Genomic DNA, 22,078 nt, shown 5'->3' on the forward strand with positions numbered 1-22,078 from the left:
ATAAAAGCGGTTTTGATTTTTTTATGGACACTGAACGATTGGGATTTCACTGCAGAAAACTTTATCTGCCCATTCGCAATAGGTGCAATATTGTTTAGGTTCTCCTCCATACACTGATTTTAAATCTAATTTAGTCAGTTTCTTTAAATTTTTCATATCGTTTTAATTTTATGGTTAAACAAAATTAAACGAATCCTATTAATTATTATTATAATTTAATATTCAAAATTTTCATTATTTACACTATTTAGATAAAATCCGTATAAGGATCTACTTCGCTTTATTTACAATAATAGACTCTTAAGACTATCTGTTATTGATTTCTACGGTTACAGGCATCACATAGGTATAGGCAACCATATTGTCACTTATTTTTTTGCGGTCTACTCTATAATCAAGTTCGCTTAAAACATTCTCAATTTCTTTGCTTACGCTTTTGCAATCGCCACTGGAATGGACATTTACAATTTTTCCGTTTTTAGCAATATCAAATTTCACTACTGAATTGACGGTTCCCTGTCTGTATTCAGGCTTGGTAAGATCAAAATTGGCGATCAGTTGAGACCTGATGTCATTAAAAGTTTCACTTTTATTCAATTGAATTTCCTGGATTGTATTATGATCTGTAGTTTGTGCCTGAGCAATATTGGCTACCGCTGAAAATGCAACAACAAAAAGTAAAGCGGTCAATATTTGAATTTTATTTCTCATAACTATTTGGTTTTAAGATTATATTTGGGTTTATTCTCTATCTCTTACTCAAAGTTATTAAAAATAATTCATATTAATTTTACATTCAGTTAACATTGAGTTAACATTAAAACATAAGTATCTGATTAACAATTGTATAAATTTATAAAATACGTGAAAATTTAATATTGAAAGTTAGATTACAATACTAAATCTTTACTATTTCACCTGTTTTTTAATCCGATCGGGTGCTTCAACTTGAAAATACCTGTATTTAAATAAAAAAAAGAATCTGCTTTCGCAAATTCTTTCCTATACTTATATTGATGTTCTGATTATTCCAGTTCCCTTTTCAAAAATTTTCCTGTCAGACTTTTCTTAGATTTTACAATTTCTTCAGGAGTTCCCTGGGCTACGATCTGTCCTCCATACTTTCCTCCTTCAGGGCCTACATCAATAATATGGTCTGCCAATTTAATTACATCCATATTATGTTCGATGATGATAAATGAGTTTCCTAATTCCACTAATTTATTAATGGCTTCCATCAGGATTTTCACGTCTTCAAAATGCAGTCCGGTAGTAGGTTCATCCAGGATATAAAGGGTATTTCCAGTTTGTCTTTTTGCCAGTTCCGTTGCCAGCTTGATACGCTGTGCTTCTCCTCCGGAAAGGGTTGTTGACTGTTGTCCCAGAGTAATATATCCTAAACCTACATCCTGTAATGTTTTTACTTTTGCAAAAATCTTAGGAATAGGCTGGAAGAAATCTACCGCTTCATCAATCGTCATATCCAGTACATCGGAAATGGATTTTCCCTTGTAGCGGACTTCCAGCGTTTCCCTGTTGAAACGCTTTCCGTTACAGGTTTCACAGTGAACGTATACATCCGGAAGGAAGTTCATTTCAATGACTTTCAATCCTCCCCCCTGGCAGGTTTCACATCTTCCGCCTTTTACATTGAAAGAGAATCTTCCCGGCTTATATCCACGGATTTTACTCTCAGGTAATTCTGCAAAAAGATTTCTGATGTCTGTAAACATTCCTGTGTAGGTTGCAGGATTGGAACGTGGCGTTCTTCCAATGGGAGTCTGGTCTACATCCACAATTTTGTCAATATTATCCAGACCTTCAATTTTTTTATAAGGTAAAGGCTCCTGAACTGCTCTGTAGAAATGTTTATTAAGGATTGGGTATAATGTTCCGTTGATCAGTGAAGATTTTCCACTTCCTGAAATTCCGGTTACCACAACCAGTTTTCCCAGAGGAACATCCAGTGTTACATTTTTAAGATTGTTTCCTGTAGCTCCTTTTAATAATATATTTTTTCCGCTTCCTGCTCTTCTTTCCTCAGGAATGGCGATTTTTCTTTTTCCATTGATATACTGAGCGGTTATGGTATCCGCTTTCAATAAATCTTTCGGTTTTCCCTGCCAAAGGATCTCTCCTCCGAATTTTCCGGCTCTGGGACCAATATCCAGCACCTCATCGGCTTCAAGAATCATATCTTTATCATGCTCAACCACCAATACAGAGTTTCCGATATCTCTAAGGTTCTTTAATGAGTGAATAAGCCTTTCATTATCTCTCTGGTGAAGACCGATACTTGGCTCGTCCAGAATATACAACACATTAACCAATTGAGACCCAATCTGTGTTGCCAGACGTATTCTTTGAGATTCTCCTCCGGAAAGGGTTTTGGAACTTCTGCTCAAACTTAGATAATCCAAACCAACATCCAGCAGAAACTGAAGCCTGGTTTCAATTTCCTTTAAAATTTCGTGAGCGATAATTTTATTTTTTTCAGAGAATTTATCTTTAACGTCAATTAACCAATCTTTTAAATCAGCTAAGCTTAACCCATTGACCTCAGCAATATTTTTACCATCTATTTTAAAGCTTAAGCTTGAAGGCTGAAGGCGGCTTCCATTACATTCAGGACAGGTTTCTTCTGTGGTAAAATGCCTTTCCAGCAAGATAGCCTCATAAGATTCTCTTTCCTCAATAATTTCCTCCATAAAAGGAATAAGACCATCAAAACTGATCTTTATCTTTTTGGTAACTCCTGCGTATTTAAGATCTTTATTAAATTCTTTGTGACAGCCGTTATAAATGTAATTCAAAGCTTCTTCCGGAATATCCTGTAAAGGCGTTGTTAACCCCAGTCCGAAAATTTCAAGGATATTTTTAATCTGCGCCAGTATCCATTTGTTTGATTTGATATCTTCCAGAGGTAATAATGCACCCTGATTGATTGACAGTTTTGGATTTTCTGTAAAATAATCGGTGTTGATCTTTTTGATCATCCCAAGTCCTTTACAGTTTGGGCAGCTTCCTTTTGGGGAGTTGAATGAAAAAGTATTAGGCTCCGGCAATGCTAAGGAATGTCCTGTTTCAGCATCCATTAAATTTTTGGAAAAGTATTCAATAGCTGTACTTCCCAGCTTCTGGATTCCAATGATGCCCTCGCCCATTTCCATTGCGGTACGCAACGATTTTTCCATTCTGCTTTCTGAAGCACTTTCCCCGATGATCCAACGGTCGATAACGATATCAATATCATGGGTTTTATAACGGTCAAGTTTTAAATCATACTCAATATCCTGTAATTCTCCATCAATTCTAGCCTGTCCATAGCCCTTTTTTGCCATCTGTACGAAAAGTTCATGGTAATGTCCTTTTCTGGACCGTACTACGGGTGCCAGCAACATTATTTTCTCTCCTTTATAGTTTTCCTTGATGGTCTCAAGAATCTGATCTTCCGTATAGCTTACCAGCTTTTGCCCGGTAGACAAAGAGTAAGCATCAGAAACCCTTGCATATAAAAGACGTAGAAAATCGTACAGCTCTGTAACGGTTCCTACGGTAGAACGTGGGTTTTTATTGGTTGTTTTCTGCTCAATAGCAATGACAGGTGAAAGTCCTTCTATTTTATCTACATCAGGACGCTCCAGCCCGCCTAAAAACTGACGTGCATAGGCAGAGAATGTCTCAATATAGCGACGCTGGCCTTCTGCAAAGATGGTATCAAAAGCCAGTGAAGATTTTCCACTCCCCGAAAGACCGGTAATTACTACCAGTTCATTTCTAGGAATTTTAACGTTAATATTCTTTAGATTGTGCTCACGTGCTCCGTAAACTTCTATATATTCTGTTGATTTGCTCATAATTCAGAGTGACTTTGCCTGAAAATCACAACGTGCAAAATTACGGAATTTTATGGAAATTTATTAACCGTAAAAGGTATAAAAGTTTAATCTTTATTAAATTGAGTGATACAGAAGTACTCAGAGAAATCTATAAAAGGTTTTGCTGATTTTTCAGAAAAATAAAAAAGACCAATACAGATTATATTGGTCCTTTATTGTGTATAGGGTATATTATTATTTTACAAACGAATTGTATGAACTTAATACCGATTCATAAGATGAGTCGATCTGCTGAATGTTATTATCAGGAATTTTTCCGGCTTCCTTAGCATCCCTGATCAGTTTTCTGTAGGTATCTAAAAAGCTGGAAGCATTCTTGTTAAAAATTTCAAACTGAGATTTTTTATAAGCATACTGTGGATCTTTCACATCGAATACCAATTTTGAATTGGCTTCCACAGCTTTGGCGAATTCATTATACTTTTTCTGTGCCTCTGCTTCATTAAATTTTTCTGTATATTGTTTACCAAGCAGTTCCACCACAGAATCTAAAGAATTCATTACATTTTTGGAAGATAAGATATAGTTTTTCAACGGATGATCTTTAAGGATTACTTCTTCAGCGGCATCTGTTGCAGGCTTAATTTTCATTATAATATTCTCCCCAGCTAAATAGAGTGCATCGGCTTCAGTTTCAAGCTCTTTTCTTAAATTCTCCGCTTTGGCACCTTTATCATCTTTATAATCTTCAGAGTTCATATAAGATTTAAGCTCTTCAAATTTCTTCTCTATTTTTTCTTTTTTGGTTTTGTAAATATTAAAATCGGATTCAATTCCGGCTTTATCTTTTTCAAATCCGGAGGGAACCCCTTTGATTTTTGAAAAGCTGTAATCCATTGAACTTATTACAGGCATCATCATTACATTCCCGCCTTTTGATCTTACGACTGCTTCATCAGCATATTTTAAGATTCTCTCAATATGTTTCGAAGTGTTTTTATAAGAATCAATGAAATTATTGTTAAAATCAATAATAGTGTTTGCTTCCTGTTCTCCTCCCAAATTCAGAACTGCGTTCCCCAGTTTATCAGCTCTTTTTTTACAGCTTATATTCACTACTGCCAGGGACAAGGCCATAGCCATTATCATAATCTTTCTCATGTTTTTGGTATTGTTTTAATTTTACATATCCTGAAATTCAACATCTTCATTGGTTATTTTCACCAGATATTCAATACCGTCTATTGCTTTGGCAATAATCTGATTTCTAAGAATATTGGACATATTTTCCCAATACGCTCTTCCATAGAAGGAATAGTTTTGGGGAACAATCTCCACTTCTACCGTTCTTACAAAACCTTCTTTAGGTCTGTTGCTTACCATGGTTCCCCTTCTTACCCTTACATCTCTCATTTCATCTTTCAGTATCATCCTGCAGTAATTCTTAACGTCTTCAAGTGAAATGATCTTATCTCTTGTTGTTAATGCATATTTATAAGCCTGGATGCTGTCTGTTCCTTTTTGCTCCTCTGCTCCTCCCAGGGTTTCAGCAAGTAAAACGATGGTCTGGGATTTCAGCTGGTTAGACAGCTCTGTTCCCGGACGCATATGATTGGCTAAAGTACAGTGGGTAACCCAGAAAGAAGCATACGTATGGTCTGTTTTCTCTACAGGCTCCATAATGACATAATTCAGTTCCTGTCTGATATTTCTCTTGGCATTATTCACTTTCTGTACCATAGATTTCATTTTGTCAGACATTTCACTCAATACCCCTTTTACATTATCTCTGTTCAGAAGGGAAAAAGCAGCAATCTCATCCCGGGTCAGCTCCAGAACATTGGCAATCATATCCACAGCATTTCTACTGGTAAAACGCTCCATTCCTCCTTTCCTAACGGTATACAAACCTTTTTTAAGGTCATCAGCCGGTGTGAAAGGAATTTCTGTATATTTCCTTCCGTCTCCGTCCTGAACATCATCTACATATAGAAAATGTTCTCCTTCGTCAGTAACCAAAGGAATATTATTCCCCATGATATCTAAACTGTATTCTGTTTTCTTCCAACCTCTGTTGTAGATAGGAAATGCATTCAGCACAAATGAAAAGTTATCCAGGATTTCAGCAGAAAACTGGGGTGGAAATTCAAAAGTTAACCATAGGAACTTTTTATTGTCCATATATTTCACAATCTCCTCTTTTCCGTGAAGGAATTCAAGATTTTGCGGAAGTTTTCCCGGCTCTGAAAATAAACTGTTGGAAATTCCTGTTACCTCAATAAATTTATGACGGTAAATACTTTTAATATCTTCAATCACTTTATTCCGGATAGACTGCTCTCTGAACATCTGTTCGTAACCGTCCGGCTGGTTTTCTGTAAGGTAGCTTAATCCCTCTCTTACAAATAGTGGATTTCCATTACTGGTAACGGTAATATAAGGTAATAATTTATAGACAAAATCCAAATGCTCAAAAGCAGGATTGGAGCAAAAGATACTTAAATATTTAGGGAAATTTTCGTTTGTATATTTACTGACATCAACTCCTACTGTAATTTTTCTATAATCTTCGGGTTTTCCCGGAAACCTGGCAATAGGAATTTTATTGAACCGGTCATCTATACTGTAGCAAGTATTTCCTACAAACATGATGGAAGTATGAACTTTATTGATCCTTACATTTCCTACGGGAGTGAAAGGAATATTCAACTGTTTGTCGGACTCTGATTTTATGGTGGAAGTCATCTGCTTACGGAAGAAAAACTCCGTATGTTCCAATAAAACTTCGGAAGACTCATAAGGCTGTGTAAAAGCTACAGAGTGAGCGGGAATAGGATGGGTATAAATAGATGGCGTAAGAAGTTTTGCCAGTTTTTCTAAAATACGGGCATTGACCGTCTGAATTTCATTATTAGCCTTAAAGACTTCTGTACTGAATGCATCTATCAGTAGTTTTACAAAAGGATCTAAAGATTGCGGGCTCTTGAGTCCCCAAACTTTAGTGGCATTCTGAAGCATTCTGGCTTTTACAGATTCTTTGGAATATATATTCTGATCTAAATTCATAAATTTTTGGTGCTGTTAAAAAAAATTAATCAATAGACATCGGGCTTAGAAACAATTCTGTTGAAAAACTGAAACGTTCTCCCGTAGCTTCCATTTTTGCATTGATCGCAATTCTTACTTTCTTTTTGATTTCTGTGTGCTCTTTGGTATCGTAGCTGTGTTCTACAAACTGTATATTGGCATCAATCTGTGGCTGTACAATGCGGGGTTCGTATTCCTGAATCTGTCTTTTAAGACTTTTAACAAAAACATTTTCCCAGATCGCGCTGGTGACTCCGTTATCGAATTCCAGATTCCAAACGTCGTTGCCATAATTTTCATCATATCTGTTCTCCCCTTTTTTAGTGGTAATCAGTAACATGATATTGTGGGCAATACTTTCCCCCATATCGCAGGTATCAATGCTTCCGCCTTCAGTCATTAAAGTTGAAGGTACAAAAGGCATTCTGTAATTTGGTGTATCCATAATCAACTTCTTATTTTTTACTTCATGGTTAAGTTTACTTAAAAACGAAATACCAAAATACACATTTTCACTAAATAAATGTTTAATAAATTAAAATATTATTCAAAAACAAAGGCTTCCAAATTGAATTGAAAGCCTTGCTGCTATTATATCTTATATGATATCAGTGTGTTTTTTTGCGGTTAATAAAATAATAGACCGGAAGTCCCAGCACAACCATAATCAACCCAGGCCATGTATATTGCTGTTTGTAAATTAAAAGCAGTATACAGAAGCCTGTTCCAATCACTAAATAAACAATTGGAGTAATTGGATAAAGCCAGGTTTTATAAGGTCTTTCAAGGCCAGGCTGCTTGATTCTTAAATAGATCACCCCGAAAACGGTAATCATATAAAATAAAACGATGACAAAAGAGATCATATCCAACAGGTTTCCATACTGCCCGCTCAAACAAAGAAGTGAAGCCCAGACTCCCTGCATCCATAATGCATTTTCAGGAACTTCATTTTTATTATTTTTTTCTGCTGATGTAAAGAACATTCCATCTTTTGCCATAGTCTGAAAAACCCTTGCTCCGGCTAAGATTAATCCGTTATTACATCCAAATGTGGAAATCATAACCAGTAAAGCGATAATCACTGTTCCTGCACTTCCAAAAATATTCTGTGATGCTGCTACCGCTACCCTGTCATTGGTCGCAAATGCAATTCCATCTCTGTCTAATGCATTTAAATAGACAAAATTAACTGCAATATAGAGAAGCATCACCGCAGAAGTTCCATAAATCATAGATTTCACGACATTTCTCTTCGGGTTATCAATTTCTCCGGAAACAAATGTTACACTTTCCCAGGCTACAGAACTGAATACAGAACCTACCATAGCAGCAGCAATACCTCCCAATAACGTCATTCCACCAATAGGCTGCCAACCTTCTTTAAGGAAGTTGCCATTAAAGTCTTTCTTAAGATTGTTAAATGAATCCGTACCAAGGCTGAAGTTTTCAGCCATATGCGAAAAATCCACCAGTATAAAGCCTGCAGCAACCAAGCCCAGTAAAGCAATAATTTTAGAGCCTGTAAATATATTCTGAAGTACTTTTCCACTTTGCACCCCTCTTGTATTGATATAGGTAAGTAAGAGAATGACAGCAATAGCTAAAATCTGTATCCATGTAATTTTAAATTCGCCACTTTGAAAAATAGGTGCAGCATCATTAAGTGACGGAATAAGGTAGGCTGTAAATTTACCAAAAGCCATTGCCACCGCTGCAATAGTTCCGGTTTGTATTACCGTAAATAGTCCCCATCCATAAAGGAATCCCATCTTCTTTCCGAAAATCTCTTTCAGATAGGTGTATTGACCTCCAGCTTTTGGAAACAGAGCGGAAAGCTCTCCATAGCTTATTGCAGCGGCAACGGTCATCACTCCTGTTATAATCCAGACAACAACCAGCCAGTATCCGGATCCAAGGTTACGCATCATATCAGCGCTTACAATGAAGATCCCACTTCCGATCATTGAGCCCATTACCAGCATAATGGCATCCCATAATTTCAATTTTTTTTGCATAGTCAAGTATAGGCGTCAAATATAAACAAATCTGTCTTTTATTCTGAATTTTATTACAAATTCGATAATACACCTGTTTTATATCAACTTTTAATTGATTTTTGATTCAATATTAATTAGTACTTTTGAAAAAAATAATAAAATGAAATTCAAGACCATCATATTTGCAGCTGCAATAAGTGCTTCTTCATTGGCTTTCGCACAGGAAGTGGGACCTCCGGCAGGTAATGCTATAGTAGGTGATACGTATGGAGCAAGTGTAGCTTCCGGAACTGAATCTAAGGCCATCACCGTGGATCAACTGGGTAAACAGCTTAAAAAAGATAACAAAAAGCTGGAGAATGTAGCTATTAAGGGTAAAGTAACCGATGTATGCGATAAAAAAGGATGCTGGCTTACTATTCAGACTGAAGACAATTCTAAATTTTTTGTGAAAATGAAAGATTATGCATTCTTTGTACCTACAGCTTTAAAAGGTAAAAATGTTGTATTGGAAGGAAATGCAGAAAGAAAAGTAACTTCTGTAAATGAGCAGAAACATTATGCTGAAGATGCTAAAAAACCGCAGTCAGAAATTGATGCGATCACTCAGCCTAAAGAGGAGATCAGATTTGTAGCTAACGGAATTAAAGTCGTTAACTAAGATTCTGCTCCCGTCTATAAAAAATCAATACGGCAATCTCTTGATTGCCGTATTTTTTAATCTTCTATTGTAAAACCTGCTGCTGCATCCAGTTTGGGATATTTAGTTTCGGAAATAAATTTCTTTCCTGTACAGTCTATTTCCAGCCAGCCTTTTCGTTTTTTCACATCTCCTACTTCCATGACGAAAGGGATAAAAGAAATTTCATCTTTTCCATCCTCTTTTATTTCTCTGTACTGAACGGCAATGTCCAGGATACATTCATGCTCCGTATTCAGTCTTACGTTTCTGTAGACAATATCATAATGGGTTTCTTTATTTTCAGGAATTTCAAGATAAGCCTCCCATCCGGTAGTTTCAGAATTGAGTTCACTTATTGCTTTCAGAGCATAGTAAAGGGCCACTGTATAATACTTCCTTGTGCCTTTTCTGGTATAATCATCTATGAAATGTCCTCCTTCAAATAAAATAGTCGGCATCCCTGCTTTTATAAAATTATCACCGGTTGAAGTAGGATAAAACTCATCAGAATACCTTCCAATCTGATTAGGGATCATTTCCTTTAAATGATGATAAACATTTCCAATCACTGCCATACATTTTTTCCTGTTTTCAGTTACGGTACGTTCTACATTTTCAGAAGGCGCTAAAAAAGAAAGTGTAGCAGGATGAATACCGTCAGTAGTAAAAATCGTTCTCTGCTCATGAAGGTTCAAAGCATAGTCATATTTTTTTGAAGCTACAGCATTCTTAAGAAACTTAATCTCTCTACTGGCTTCATTGTGAAAATCCCTGTTCAGGTCAATATCTACAGCATTCAGCCTTGTCCACCTTTCTGAACCGTCGGGGTTAAGCATAAAAATAAAATCAAGTCTAATCTTACTGAACAAATCTTCTTTCATTTCAGGAGCCTTATCTAAACTTACCAAAAGATCCAGCATCGCATGGGTAGCATTAGATTCGTTTCCGTGCATTTGCGACCACGCTAAAATATGAATATCACCTGTTCCGATGCTCAATTGATATATAGGTTTATCTAAATATGATTTTCCGATCTCCAGAATATAATCGCCAAGATTCGTCTGTAGGTAAGAAAATAATTTTTCAGGGGAAATATACCGGTTAGGAAAATTAGGGTGTTGGAAATAGATCTGTTCAAAATTCATTGTTGGAATAATTTACAAAAATCAAATTTAACCATTTTAAGGCATAAAAACCAGATTAACATATGTAAACAATTATAAAAACAGTAAAAATTTTAAAATTTCCTTATCTGATCAATTTGTTTACATAAGTGAAACTATACAATTTAAAGAGATTCTAGTCAATTAACACCTGTAACATTGTTAAACAGCATGAAGAGCCATATTGTCTGTGGATAAAATTGTGGATTGCGAATAATTTAATCAGATACATTTAAATAACTAAAATTCAATGTTTTATAAAACTCATCTCAATGATATTTATAAAGTTACTTGAAGTGAATAAAAACCTGTTTTATAGCAAATAGGCATAATTTTATTAAACATGTCTAATGTGGATAAGTCCGTATTTTACATTACTATACATTTGTAAATTAACGAAACTTCAGGGAATTTTATCAGAAATGAAGTTCAATTTTTATTATTAAGAGTTTTATCTAATGAAATAAAATAGTTTTGGTGGACACGGAGATATTTAGCTCTAAAAAGTTTATAAAAGTGGTATTAATCCCCTATTTACATTATTAATTTACCATTGTATACAATAGAAAACATAGTTATAAAGCATTACAAGTCAGTATTTGCTCTATTATATATTCTTTGTAAGGATATAGTAGTTAACAATGTAAATAGTAGAAAATAGAAAATTATTTCCGATAAGTACTTCTGAAAAAGTCTCATAATTTACATTTATAATCAAGTTTTATCGGAAAAAACGGTTAAAAATAGGAAATATCATGGAGCTTATTGTACTCTGTAAGTAATAAAATTATTAGCTTAATACAATTGTAATTAAAATGTATATCATTGTTTTTCTTATAGTTATGTGTAGTTTACATTTGTATTGAATAAATTTTCATTGTAATTTACATTTGTAGTTTGTTTTTGTAAATTATATTATTTACATTTGTAACATAATTAAAAGCTTATTTTTATGAGTTTAAACGAGAGAATTTCACAAGTTATAGAGTATTCTAATTTTACGCCTTCCGAGTTTGCCGATGAGATTGATGTACAGCGATCATCCATTTCACATATTACTTCAGGCAGAAATAAACCCTCTCTGGAGTTTATCATAAAAATAAAATCGCGCTTCCCGGAACTTCTTTGGGATTGGCTGGTTACGGGTGAGGGCGAAATGCTGAAATCTGAACTTCCGGAAATAACAGTAGATGAAGAAGAGGCTCATGATGATGAAAAAGAAAAAGGAAGGCCAACACCTCTACCCGATCTTTTCACGATGATGAATACCGATGATGAATTTGGAGCTGACGAGATGGAAGCAGACGTTCCCGTAGAAGGTCCTGTAGAATCGGTTATATCGGCCCAAAGTAAAGCTCAGGAAAAAATATCGGATTCTCAGCGATTAGAAAACTCAGCGGATCAAATTATCAGCCAAGCTATTGGAAATCAAACGAATAAGATAAAACGTATTGTTTTGTTCTATGAAAATGGAAAATTCGAAAGTTTTGAGCCCTAAAAAACCTGACCAAAGAAAATTGGTCAGGCTAAAAAATATTTGAAGAAGAAAACTAAAGCTATTGCTTTATTTTATTTTTAAAACTTTATGAATCTGTAGTTGTAAATTTTCTATTGGTTGATCAGGAAGCTTCAGGAATAAAACCCCAAATACTATTTAAAAAAACGAATGAAGATAATCCTGACTGGAGTAATGAATGTCAATTTTTTCATGCATCAGTTTTTTATTGTTAATCAAATATAATAATTTAAAATTAAATCAGCAATAAAAATAAAATTATTTTACGATATATATAACACAAATGAGAATTAGACTTAATATCCCTAATATGCATTGTTTTTTTAACCTTAATAAATTGACTGTAAAGCTGTTATATTTATTGTATTCTTACCATAAAAAAAGCCCACATTTCTGTGAGCTTAATATGTACCGATAATAAGTGTTATTTTTTTCTTCTTTCCAGTTCACTTTTAATAAGTCCCAGTTCTCTTCCTGTCTGTCCGGCCACAGAAGTGTTCTCACGGGCTCTTCTTGTCAAATAGGGAACAACATCCTTTACAGGTCCGTATGGAAGATATTTAGCCACATTATAGCCCTTATCAGACAAATAGAAAGTGATATTATCACTCATCCCGTAAAGCTGCCCAAAATAAATGTGAGGATTGTCACTGCTTAAAGATTTGGCTTTCATCTTATCCATAATCAGTTCTGAAGAGATTTCGTTATGAGTTCCAAAGAAAGCAGAAACCTTATCCAGGTGATTCATTACAAAATCAATTCCTGCATTATAGTTTTTATCTGAAGCTTCCTTGGTAGGCTGAATAGGATCTGCATATCCTTTTTCTGCTGCTCTGGCTCTTTCTTTCTCCATATAAGCACCACGAACAATCTTGTAACCTATGAAATAGTTCTTTTCTTTTGCTCTCTGAAGGTTTGCTTCCATGTATTCCAGTCTTCCTGTTCTGTACATCTGGATGGTATTCCAAACGATCGGTTTTTCCTGATTATACTTTTCCATCATTTCTTCACAAAGGTGATCTGCAGCATCCTGCATCCAGGTTTCTTCAGCATCCACCATTACTTTTTTATCATTTTCATGGCAAAGGCTGCATACCTCATCAAATCTCCTTACTACTCTTTCCCATTCTTCTTTCTGGCTTGTGGTAAGCTCTGCACCTTTTCCAACAGCTTCATACAAGTCAATTCTTCCGAAAGCAGTAGGCTTGAATACGATAAAAGGAATGGCAGGATTTCCCACTGAGAATCTAACAATGTCCTTAATTTCTTTGCAAACCGCATCAAAAGTTTCTTCATCTTCCTTACCTTCAATAGAGTAATCGAAAATACTTCCAACTCCTCTTTTGAAAAGCTGCTTTACAACTTTCATACTTTCTTCACGGGTTTCACCTCCACAAAATTGTGCAAACAGAGTGTTTTTTACAATTCCTGTTACGAAAGGAAAATTATTGTGTACTGTAAAATTAAGGACAGATGTTCCAAGGCTGGTAAGTGCAGGCTGTTCAATCATTTTAAACATCCAGTAAGCCTTTCTCAGTTGTGCATCAGATTTATCTGCAAATGCAACTTTAGTATCATTAAAAATGGGCATTCCTATTTATTAAATTTAGTTTTACAAAGGTAATAATAACCTTAGTTTATTTAAAGAATTTTTTTTATAATTTACTTTCAATTCCGTTCAAAAGCATTGCAATAATTCCTACAAAAACCCAAAAACGTAATATATTAATTGTAAAGAAGTTACTTCTTCTTGAAGAATTTAAAAGCAGATAAATACAAATGATCATTACAAATAACCCGCTGGCAAAATAATAAGCCATAAAACCAGTTATCCCGGTTTTGGTAATAATCTTCATTGAAACAGCCATCGTGATCAGAAGCAGTGAGATAAGGATGGTTTTTGTATTTTTAGTCTTAAAATAGTTGGGAATTGTGACGTACCCGAATGCTTTGTCTACACTCCTGGTAAGGGTGTCTTTTACAATATCAATACAAAGAAGGATCAGGAAAAGAAACACAGCCATCAGAATTACTTTTCTGGAAAAAGTTGCATAATATACCATCATTCCAAAGAAAGGATATAAGGTAAGGCTTACAAAAGTGAGATTGTTGAGGATCAGTATTCTACTCAGTTTATGGCTGTAAAACCACATAAAAAACTGGTAAACAAGAAAAAAAAAGAAAACATTATGGGAAATCATCCAGGCTACTCCCAGGGAAATAATACTTAATACCAGATACGCGTATAAAAAGTACTTCTGCTTAATAAAACTCTGAATTCTGGTTCTGAAAGGTTTTACGATATGGTCTTTCTCCAGATCATAAAACTGGTTGATAATTCCACCGGCTAAAATGGTAAGGACCGTACAGAAAATAATGCCATGAACTTTAAAATCGAATACAAAATTTCTGAATGTTTCATCCTGATTGAAGAGAAAAAAAGTGGAAACATAGAGTGCAAATGTCAGCAGGGCAGCTACAAAAAAGCGAGCTCCGAGCATAAAGCCCACGAATTGTGAAAATCTATAAAATAAAGATTTAGAGATATAATTTTCAGATTGGAAAGTTTCTTTTTCAGAATTCATTCCAACCTGTTTAAAATCTGTAAATCACTTCTTTTTGGAAACCATCAAGCATTTTTTCTGCTTTCTCATAGTCTTTGGTAAATCCTAAAATATAACCACCGCCGCCGCTTCCGCAGAGTTTAAGGTAATAGGCATTAGAATCCAGCCCTTTTTTCCAGATATTAAAAATACTTTCAGGAATCATAGGACGGAAATGTTCGTATGCCCAATGAGAAAGTTTCTTTAAATTTCTAAAGAACGGATTCATATCTTTTTTAAGGAAAGATTCTATACAAGCGTTATTGTAACGGATAAACTCTTCTTTTAATGTTTTACGGAAACCTTCCGTTTTCATTTTTTCAAAGAAAATCTGGATCATGGGCCCGGTTTCACCTGTTATTCCGGAATCAATAAGGAAAATAGCTCCCTTACCTTCTTCTCCGTCCGGAATTGATACCCTATCTAAATTTTCTTTATTTTCAATCAGAATAGGCAGATTCATATAGCAGATCAACGGGTCCATTCCTGAACTTTTACCATGGAAATAGCTTTCCATTTCTCCGAAAACAGCTTTTAATTTTTTAAGATTATCTTTCGAGATGCTATCAGCATTCAGCTTACTGATTGAATATTTTTCAAAAATAGCTGCTACCAGAGCTCCTGAACTTCCCACTCCATATCCCTGAGGAATATTGGAATCAAAGAAAAGTCCGTTTAAAATATCAGTCTTAAAGCTTTCGATATCTAATTTAAAGTCATCAGAAAGATTAAGCACGGTAAGGTAATCAGCATATTTTTGCAGATGTCTGTTTGACTTAAGCTCAAATTCAGAGCTCAAATCTGAAAATTTTAAAGTTCCTTTATAGAAGCTGTAAGGTACTACAAGCCCCTGGGAATCTTCAATCATTCCATATTCTCCAAACAGGATTATTTTTGCATAAAATAGAGGGTTCGTCATTTTGACAATAAATCTTTTTGCAAAGTTAAAATTATTCTGCTGAATATAAGCAAAACTTGGACCGAATTCAAATTTATTTAAGGCTGAAGGCTGGCTTTCCGTTTTCCATCATTCTCATAAAGAAAAGATGTTGTTATAAACACAGCAAAAAAGCCTGATCAGATCAGGCTTTTGCATCATATTTTTAAGTTTATTGTTTTATCAGTTTCTTATTCACCGTTTGTTTTTCTGTTTCAATACTGATTACGTAGTTTCCTGTCTGCATGGAAGAAAGATTGACTTCCGTTCTATTGCCTTTTAGGGAGGAAGCTGAAGTTACTAACCTTCCTGCTTCATCAAAAATTTTGTAAGATTTTAATGTTTCATCAGATGAAATGGTCACCATATTTTTTGCAGGATTCGGATAGATGTTTATTGAATTATTCTTGGTGTTAAGGTCTTCCACGCCTAAAACATTACAGGAAAAATTCGCATTCCAGCCATTTGCGGTAACTCCTGCATCTGAAACAAATTTTACGGTTATAGCACCGGAAGGATCTGTTGATGTAAACGGACCGGGAACGATATTTCCTGTCAGATTATTTCCATTGGCAAATAATGGTGAAGTTGTAGAAGGTCCATTATATACATACATAAAATCATAATCCTCTTCAAGATCAAATGCTGTAAATGTCATCGTCATAGAAGAACCTGACGCAGGATAAAATGTCTTTATCAATTCTTCATTATTTTTATAACTTCCGGCAGAACCGCCTGTATCTGTAAACAGTACTCCTCCACACCAATCTGCATCTGTAAGAACCAGACCAGATTTTTGATAATAGGTTTCATTAGCACATGGACCCACAGCGTCAACTTTGTAGTATGTTCCCGGCTGTAGATTCGCAATACTGAACGAAGGAGAATTTGTATTTCCTGTAGTCACATTAGTTCCATCCAATTTAGAAACTTTATACTTCCATGATGAAGATATAGCATCCGTAATGAACATATTGGCAGAATTTTGTGTAGTAGAAGTGGGTGCTATAGAAGAAATACTTGGAACACATGATGTTGTACAATTGGTACCAAGACACGGCTTGGAGTCTATTGTACTTCTTATTAAAGCTGCCGGCTGAACACCAAAGCCATTACTGAAATTAATCCCAATATTTGACATCAGATGGCAATAGCTCATAATGGTACCTGATGGAGGCAGAACATTACTGGTACACGTAAGTCCTTCGCTGTTTATAATAGAAGGCATTGCTGTGGGGCCACACCAGTCAATGGGAGTATTATTTCCATTCCACGCGCAGGCATGAGTATGTGGAGATCCTAGGCCGTGTCCCATTTCATGAGTCATTGCCTGGATAGTCCATGAATATACCGGTACATTGTTATAGGTCTGGGAAATCCCGGAATAAGCATGTGCGTAGGTTTTACACAGGGAATTCAGGAAAGCAATACTTGTGGTACTTGGCGTATTGATTAAGTGGGCAAGATCACCGTTAAAAGTTTGCCTGGCCGCTGAAAATTTATTTAAATTACTGCTTGGGCTTCCTGTATAAGGATCCTGGGTAGTCCAGATATAAATCTCACTCAACGCTGTTTTTATGTCATCATTGGTATAAAGTGTAGCAATATTATTATGAATTGCCGTAAGCCAGTTCGTAACAGTTGTGGTGTTGGAACCATTATTCTGATAGGGCTTAAAACATACTTCATAATAGACTCTTACACAGTTTTGAGTTAATGTTGTATTTTTATTGGCGTTCGGATCGTATGATATTTTTTGGTCATTATTTTCTTTCAATTCATCAACACCACAGATAAAAGGATTTACTCCTGTCAATTTAGAGTCTGAATAACTTACAAAATCTTCAGAATTTTTAGCTTTTCCAACAACTATATTTCCCAATTCCGGTGTAGAAGCTACTCCTACAATATCATTATTAAAAAAACTAAAGGCTACAATGGAATTATTATTTCCTTTTACTATTCCCTGATAATAAACCCCCGGCGTATAACTGACTGTTTTCCCAGTATTGGTAACCACTTTGAAACTGTTGGTAAAAATCTGATTTTTATACATTTCTACGGTAATCTGCCGTCCTTCGGCAAAAGGAAATGTAATTTCAATAAATTCGGGTTTCTCATTAACGAGTCTTTTCAGCTCGGAAGATTTTAGGGAAATAACGCTAATGTCTGTTGCAGATTTTCTGTATTCTGCCAGCTTATCAGTGCTGTTATTAACTTCAAACAAGTCATACGTTTTAGACTCTATCCTACCATTATGATATTCCGAAATTTTCTGGGCAACCGGTTTTAATTTCTGGGAAAACCCCAAAACAAAACATTGCATAAAGCAAATCAATAGAAATTTTTTCATGATTTTGATAATTTTATTCACTCAGCAAATAAACAAAAAAATCAAAACATAGTGAAAAATAAATACTAATTTCTAATAATATTCTAAAATATAGTATGCAGTAAATTAAATTATATAGAAAAAAGACGTTAAAATTAACGTCTTTTATGTTTTTATAAAGTATCTCTGTCTGTTCGCATTTTAACCTTCAAGAATCGTATCAATACGAGTCCTGCTCCAAAAAAAACGGTCATTGATAGAGCAGCGATACGCATATTATTGAAATGCTCAATAAGAGTCGCAAAGATAAATGTACCGATAATAATCGCAATTTTCTCCAACACATCATAAAAGCTGAAATAAGTGGTATTCTCCATAGAGTCTACCGGAAGCAGTTTTGAGTAGGTAGATCTGGACATAGCCTGAAGACCACCCATTACCAATCCTACTACTGCGGCAACACCATAGAACTGATATTCCACTGTAGGATTTTCTTTATTTAGGAAATAGGCCCACAAACAGGCTACTATCCATAATACGATAGCAATGGAAATTACATTTTTATTACCAATTCTTTTGGATAGCCTTGAGAATATTACAGCTCCTATAATAGCTTCAATCTGAATCACCAACAGTGTACCGATCAATTTATCCTGTGCCAGGTTGATTTCACTTTTCCCAAATAAAGTTGCCATCAGGAAAATGGTCTGCATCCCTACGCTGTAAAAGAAGAAACTTGATAAAAAGAATTTAAGGTTTCTGTCTTTAAAAAGGACTCCCCCCACTTTAAACAATTCATGAAAACTTTCTTTGGCAATATCTTTATAAAAGCTCATATTGTCTTTTAATACCTCGAAAAAACCTCCCTGCTCTTCATGCTTTTTAAAGATATTTTTATAGTTTAACAAGACAAGGTCTTTAGGTAATTTATCTTTCACATCTCCAAATTGAGGAAGATGTTTGAACGTGTACTGAGAAAAACCAAACCACCATGCTCCGGTCAGCAAGAAGCTTATTCTAGTAAATAATAATTGTTGAGCTGCTCCTTTTGCAAAAACCTGGATCAGTATTAAACAAATTACCACCAAAACTACGGAACCAAGATACCCATACACATATCCTTTTGCAGAAAGGGCATCCTGTTTATCTTGTGTGGCAATATCCGGCAGAAATGAGTTATAGAAGACCAAACTTCCCCAGAACCCTATACTGGCGGTTATACTGAAAAGAAGGCCCAGAAATACGTTGTGCATTCCTGTAAACATAGCTAATCCCATACATGAGGTAGCCCCAAGATAGCAGAAGAACTGCAGGAATGATTTTTTATTTCCAATGGTATCTGCTAATGAAGATAAAAATGGAGAAAGCAATACCACTACAAAAAATGATATTGTTAAAGAGTATCCATACACGGCATCCGGTTGATATTCTTCTCCAAAAATTTTGATCATGTGCCTTACCGGAACATCAATCCATTTTTTTGTTTCCGTTACATATTCCTTCTTTTCATACGCAGTGGTAAGAATAGAATAATAGATAGGAAAAATAGTGGAGGTAATAACCAGAGAGTATACAGAATTGGCCCAGTCATATACTGCCCAGGCTTTCATAATCTTCGGATTATTTTTTATGTTTTTAGGCTGTCGATTCTCAGTTTCAGACATTTCAGTTAAATATTAGTAGCACAAAAATAGAAAAACCATTAAGAAATGAATAAGTTTTTAAAAAAATTATCCATTCCTTAATGGTAATGTATTATCAGACAGAATATTAGATATTCTCAATCACGATTGCAGAAGCACCACCACCACCATTACAGATAGCTGCGGCACCATATTTTGCATTATTTTGCTTCAATACGTTGATCAATGTAACGATAATTCTTGAACCAGAACTTCCCAGTGGGTGTCCCAGTGCAACAGCACCACCATTTACATTTACTTTAGAAGCATCTAGTCCTAAAATTTTATTGTTAGCCAGCCCTACTACAGAGAAAGCTTCATTAAATTCGAAAAAATCAATATCTGAAACTTCCAATCCTGCTTTCTTAAGAGCAATAGGTAATGCTTTTGAAGGAGCTGTTGTAAAATTTTCAGGCTCATGCGCTGCATCAGCATAAGAAACGATTTTTGCTAAAGGTGTAAGCCCCAATTCTTCCATTTTCTCTTTAGAAACAAGAATTAAAGCCGAAGCCCCATCATTAAGTGTAGAAGCATTCGCTGCTGTTACCGTCCCATCTTCTTTCTTGAATACAGTAGGAAGCGTTGAAATTCTGTCGAAGTTTACCGCTTTATATTCTTCATCTTCTGCAAAGATGACAGGTTCTCCTTTTCTCTGAGGAATAGAAACCGGTACGATTTCTTCATTGAATTTTCCTTCGCTCCAGGCTTTAGCTGATCTTTTATAAGATTCCACCGCAAAATTATCCTGTTCTTCTCTTGTAATATTATAGTCAGCAGCGCATTTTTCTGCACATACTCCCATGTGTACTTTATTGTATACGTCTGTAAGACCGTCCAGGACCATACCATCGAGCATTTTGATATCACCCAGTTTTGCAGCGACTCTTGCATTATAGTAATGAGGTACTAAGGACATATTCTCCATACCACCTGCAACAATTACCTCTGCATCACCTGCTTTAATAGCCTGTGCAGCCATTGTTACAGCTTTCATTCCTGAAGCACAAACTTTATTTACAGTAGTAGAAGGTGTATGTACTGAAAGACCTGCTCCAATAGCTACCTGACGAGCCGGTGCCTGACCTTCTCCTGCCTGCAGTACATTCCCCATATAGATTTCCTGAACATTATCAGGATCAAGACCAATTTTATCTAATGCCCCTTTTACGGCAGCGGCTCCCAGCTTTGTAGCCGGAACGGTTGATAAGCTTCCCATAAAACTCCCCATCGGAGTTCTTACTGCGGAAACAATGAATACTTCTTTCATGTGTATAATTTTATTTTGATTTTGCTTTTGCATATATCAGCTCTATCTGAGAGTTCCCGATACGTGTCTGTATTTGTAAATAGTTGTCCTGAGTCTTCGTAATGGTATTGCTGAAGACATCCCCCACCTTTATGCGATCATTTAGAGCTGTTTTCTCTATGACTATGGCTTTATAACTACAGTCATTCAAAAAAACAAGCGATGATTTTATATAGTCTTTTCCATTATTAAAATATTCCGTTTGAACATTATCTTTAATGGTCATATTCCAAATTCCGGCAGGATAATCTACGCGAACAAATCTTCCTTCTTTTATACTGGAACATTTGGCCGGGTTATCCGGTTTTTTCAGTTCAAACCTCTGAGCTTTAACCTGCGAAACACCCAGTAATACCATCATTACCGGAAAAAATTTTAAAAGTCTCATATCTGTGTTCTATTATTTACTTTTTTATTGCTTCCTCCGGCAATCATTAGTAAAGCTCCCAGAAACTCTACTACCCAGCCCCATTTCAGTTTTACTACTCCTGCAAAGGTTTCTCTCCATGATTTAAAAGGTAAAAAGCTGAAATAATCCAACGACTGCATTTTTACTGCTATCAATGTGAATATAAAAAATAGGATCAGCAGAATACCAAAAAATCTTACGATTTTCGTATTGTTATTTACGATTCCAAAGACAGCACATGCTGCCAAAAGCCAACATGTAATGGCTAAATAATGGTCAAGTTTCCAATAGTTCCAATTTCCGATAATAGGTACATGTACCAAAGGTAAAAAGCTTCCTATAACCACTAATAATAGTCCTAATAACTGAATGTTTTTCATATTTACTAAAGTGCCAAAATACGAAAAAAAACACATTTCCAAATGATGTATTTCAAAAACAGAACATTCATATAAAAATAATAATTAATAACAAATAATCCTTATCAAAAATATTGATTTCACAAATAAATAAGGCATATAT

18 protein-coding genes are annotated in these 22,078 nt (G+C 35.2%); 2 read left to right on the top strand and 16 right to left on the bottom strand.

Annotated features, from left to right (window positions below):
* Positions 1-21: 21 nt before the first annotated feature.
* From MP477_RS01885 to MP477_RS01915, 7 genes are all read right to left on the bottom strand, one after another.
* Positions 22-156: a protein with bacteriocin-type signal sequence gene (locus tag MP477_RS01885; protein WP_230035401.1), complete on the bottom strand. Its 135-nt coding sequence runs from the start codon at positions 154-156 to the stop codon at positions 22-24.
* A gap of 150 nt (positions 157-306) precedes the next feature.
* Positions 307-711, bottom strand: coding sequence for a hypothetical protein (locus tag MP477_RS01890; RefSeq protein ID WP_257188930.1), 405 nt, complete (start codon positions 709-711; stop codon positions 307-309).
* Between the two features lie 314 nt (positions 712-1,025).
* A complete protein-coding gene (gene uvrA, locus MP477_RS01895; protein WP_257188931.1) occupies positions 1,026-3,857 on the bottom strand; it encodes an excinuclease ABC subunit UvrA in 2,832 nt (943 codons plus the stop codon).
* Between the two features lie 216 nt (positions 3,858-4,073).
* Positions 4,074-5,000, bottom strand: coding sequence for a YiiG family protein (locus tag MP477_RS01900; RefSeq protein ID WP_257188932.1), 927 nt, complete (start codon positions 4,998-5,000; stop codon positions 4,074-4,076).
* A 21-nt stretch (positions 5,001-5,021) separates the two neighbouring features.
* Positions 5,022-6,905: a type VI secretion system baseplate subunit TssF gene (locus tag MP477_RS01905; RefSeq protein ID WP_230035375.1), complete on the bottom strand. Its 1,884-nt coding sequence runs from the start codon at positions 6,903-6,905 to the stop codon at positions 5,022-5,024.
* Positions 6,906-6,930: 25 nt separating this feature from the next.
* Positions 6,931-7,371 carry a GPW/gp25 family protein gene (locus MP477_RS01910; protein WP_257188933.1) on the bottom strand — a complete coding sequence of 147 codons (441 nt, stop codon included), beginning with the start codon at positions 7,369-7,371 and terminating at the stop codon, positions 6,931-6,933.
* 163 nt (positions 7,372-7,534) lie between these two features.
* Entirely contained in the window at positions 7,535-8,944 is a 1,410-nt protein-coding gene (locus MP477_RS01915; RefSeq protein WP_257188934.1) for an APC family permease, read from the bottom strand.
* Between the two features lie 142 nt (positions 8,945-9,086).
* Between MP477_RS01915 and MP477_RS01920 the strand changes: the two genes are divergently transcribed.
* On the top strand, positions 9,087-9,587 hold the full coding sequence (locus MP477_RS01920) for a DUF4920 domain-containing protein (protein ID WP_257188935.1): 501 nt from the start codon (positions 9,087-9,089) through the stop codon (positions 9,585-9,587).
* A gap of 56 nt (positions 9,588-9,643) precedes the next feature.
* On the opposite strand, the gene MP477_RS01925 is transcribed toward MP477_RS01920, so the two are convergent.
* The gene (locus tag MP477_RS01925) at positions 9,644-10,753 is read right to left on the bottom strand and encodes a M14 family zinc carboxypeptidase (protein WP_257188936.1); all 1,110 of its coding nucleotides are present in this window, start codon (positions 10,751-10,753) and stop codon (positions 9,644-9,646) included.
* 970 nt (positions 10,754-11,723) lie between these two features.
* Between MP477_RS01925 and MP477_RS01930 the strand changes: the two genes are divergently transcribed.
* Entirely contained in the window at positions 11,724-12,269 is a 546-nt protein-coding gene (locus MP477_RS01930; RefSeq protein ID WP_257188937.1) for a helix-turn-helix domain-containing protein, read from the top strand.
* Between the two features lie 442 nt (positions 12,270-12,711).
* Here MP477_RS01930 and MP477_RS01935 read toward each other — a convergent pair whose 3' ends face one another.
* The 8 genes from MP477_RS01935 to MP477_RS01970 form a co-directional block, all read right to left on the bottom strand.
* A complete protein-coding gene (locus MP477_RS01935) occupies positions 12,712-13,878 on the bottom strand; it encodes a proline dehydrogenase family protein (RefSeq protein WP_257188938.1) in 1,167 nt (388 codons plus the stop codon).
* A 64-nt stretch (positions 13,879-13,942) separates the two neighbouring features.
* Positions 13,943-14,872, bottom strand: coding sequence for a UbiA family prenyltransferase (locus tag MP477_RS01940; protein ID WP_257188939.1), 930 nt, complete (start codon positions 14,870-14,872; stop codon positions 13,943-13,945).
* A gap of 10 nt (positions 14,873-14,882) precedes the next feature.
* Complete coding sequence (locus MP477_RS01945) at positions 14,883-15,809, bottom strand: mevalonate kinase (RefSeq protein WP_230035360.1); 927 nt, start codon at positions 15,807-15,809, stop codon at positions 14,883-14,885.
* 190 nt (positions 15,810-15,999) lie between these two features.
* A complete protein-coding gene (locus tag MP477_RS01950; protein ID WP_257188940.1) occupies positions 16,000-18,180 on the bottom strand; it encodes a T9SS type A sorting domain-containing protein in 2,181 nt (726 codons plus the stop codon).
* A 152-nt stretch (positions 18,181-18,332) separates the two neighbouring features.
* On the bottom strand, positions 18,333-19,823 hold the full coding sequence (locus MP477_RS01955; RefSeq protein WP_230035338.1) for an MFS transporter: 1,491 nt from the start codon (positions 19,821-19,823) through the stop codon (positions 18,333-18,335).
* A 106-nt stretch (positions 19,824-19,929) separates the two neighbouring features.
* Positions 19,930-21,108, bottom strand: a complete 1,179-nt coding sequence (locus tag MP477_RS01960) for a thiolase family protein (protein WP_257188941.1) — start codon at positions 21,106-21,108, stop codon at positions 19,930-19,932.
* A 10-nt stretch (positions 21,109-21,118) separates the two neighbouring features.
* A complete protein-coding gene (locus MP477_RS01965; protein ID WP_257188942.1) occupies positions 21,119-21,535 on the bottom strand; it encodes a hypothetical protein in 417 nt (138 codons plus the stop codon).
* Positions 21,532-21,936 carry a hypothetical protein gene (locus tag MP477_RS01970; RefSeq protein WP_230035333.1) on the bottom strand — a complete coding sequence of 135 codons (405 nt, stop codon included), beginning with the start codon at positions 21,934-21,936 and terminating at the stop codon, positions 21,532-21,534. The genes MP477_RS01965 and MP477_RS01970 overlap by 4 nt, the downstream gene beginning before the upstream one ends.
* Between the last annotated feature and the right edge of the window lie 142 nt (positions 21,937-22,078).

The sequence above is a fragment of the Chryseobacterium sp. WG23 genome (assembly GCF_024586575.1).
GTDB lineage: Bacteria > Bacteroidota > Bacteroidia > Flavobacteriales > Weeksellaceae > Chryseobacterium.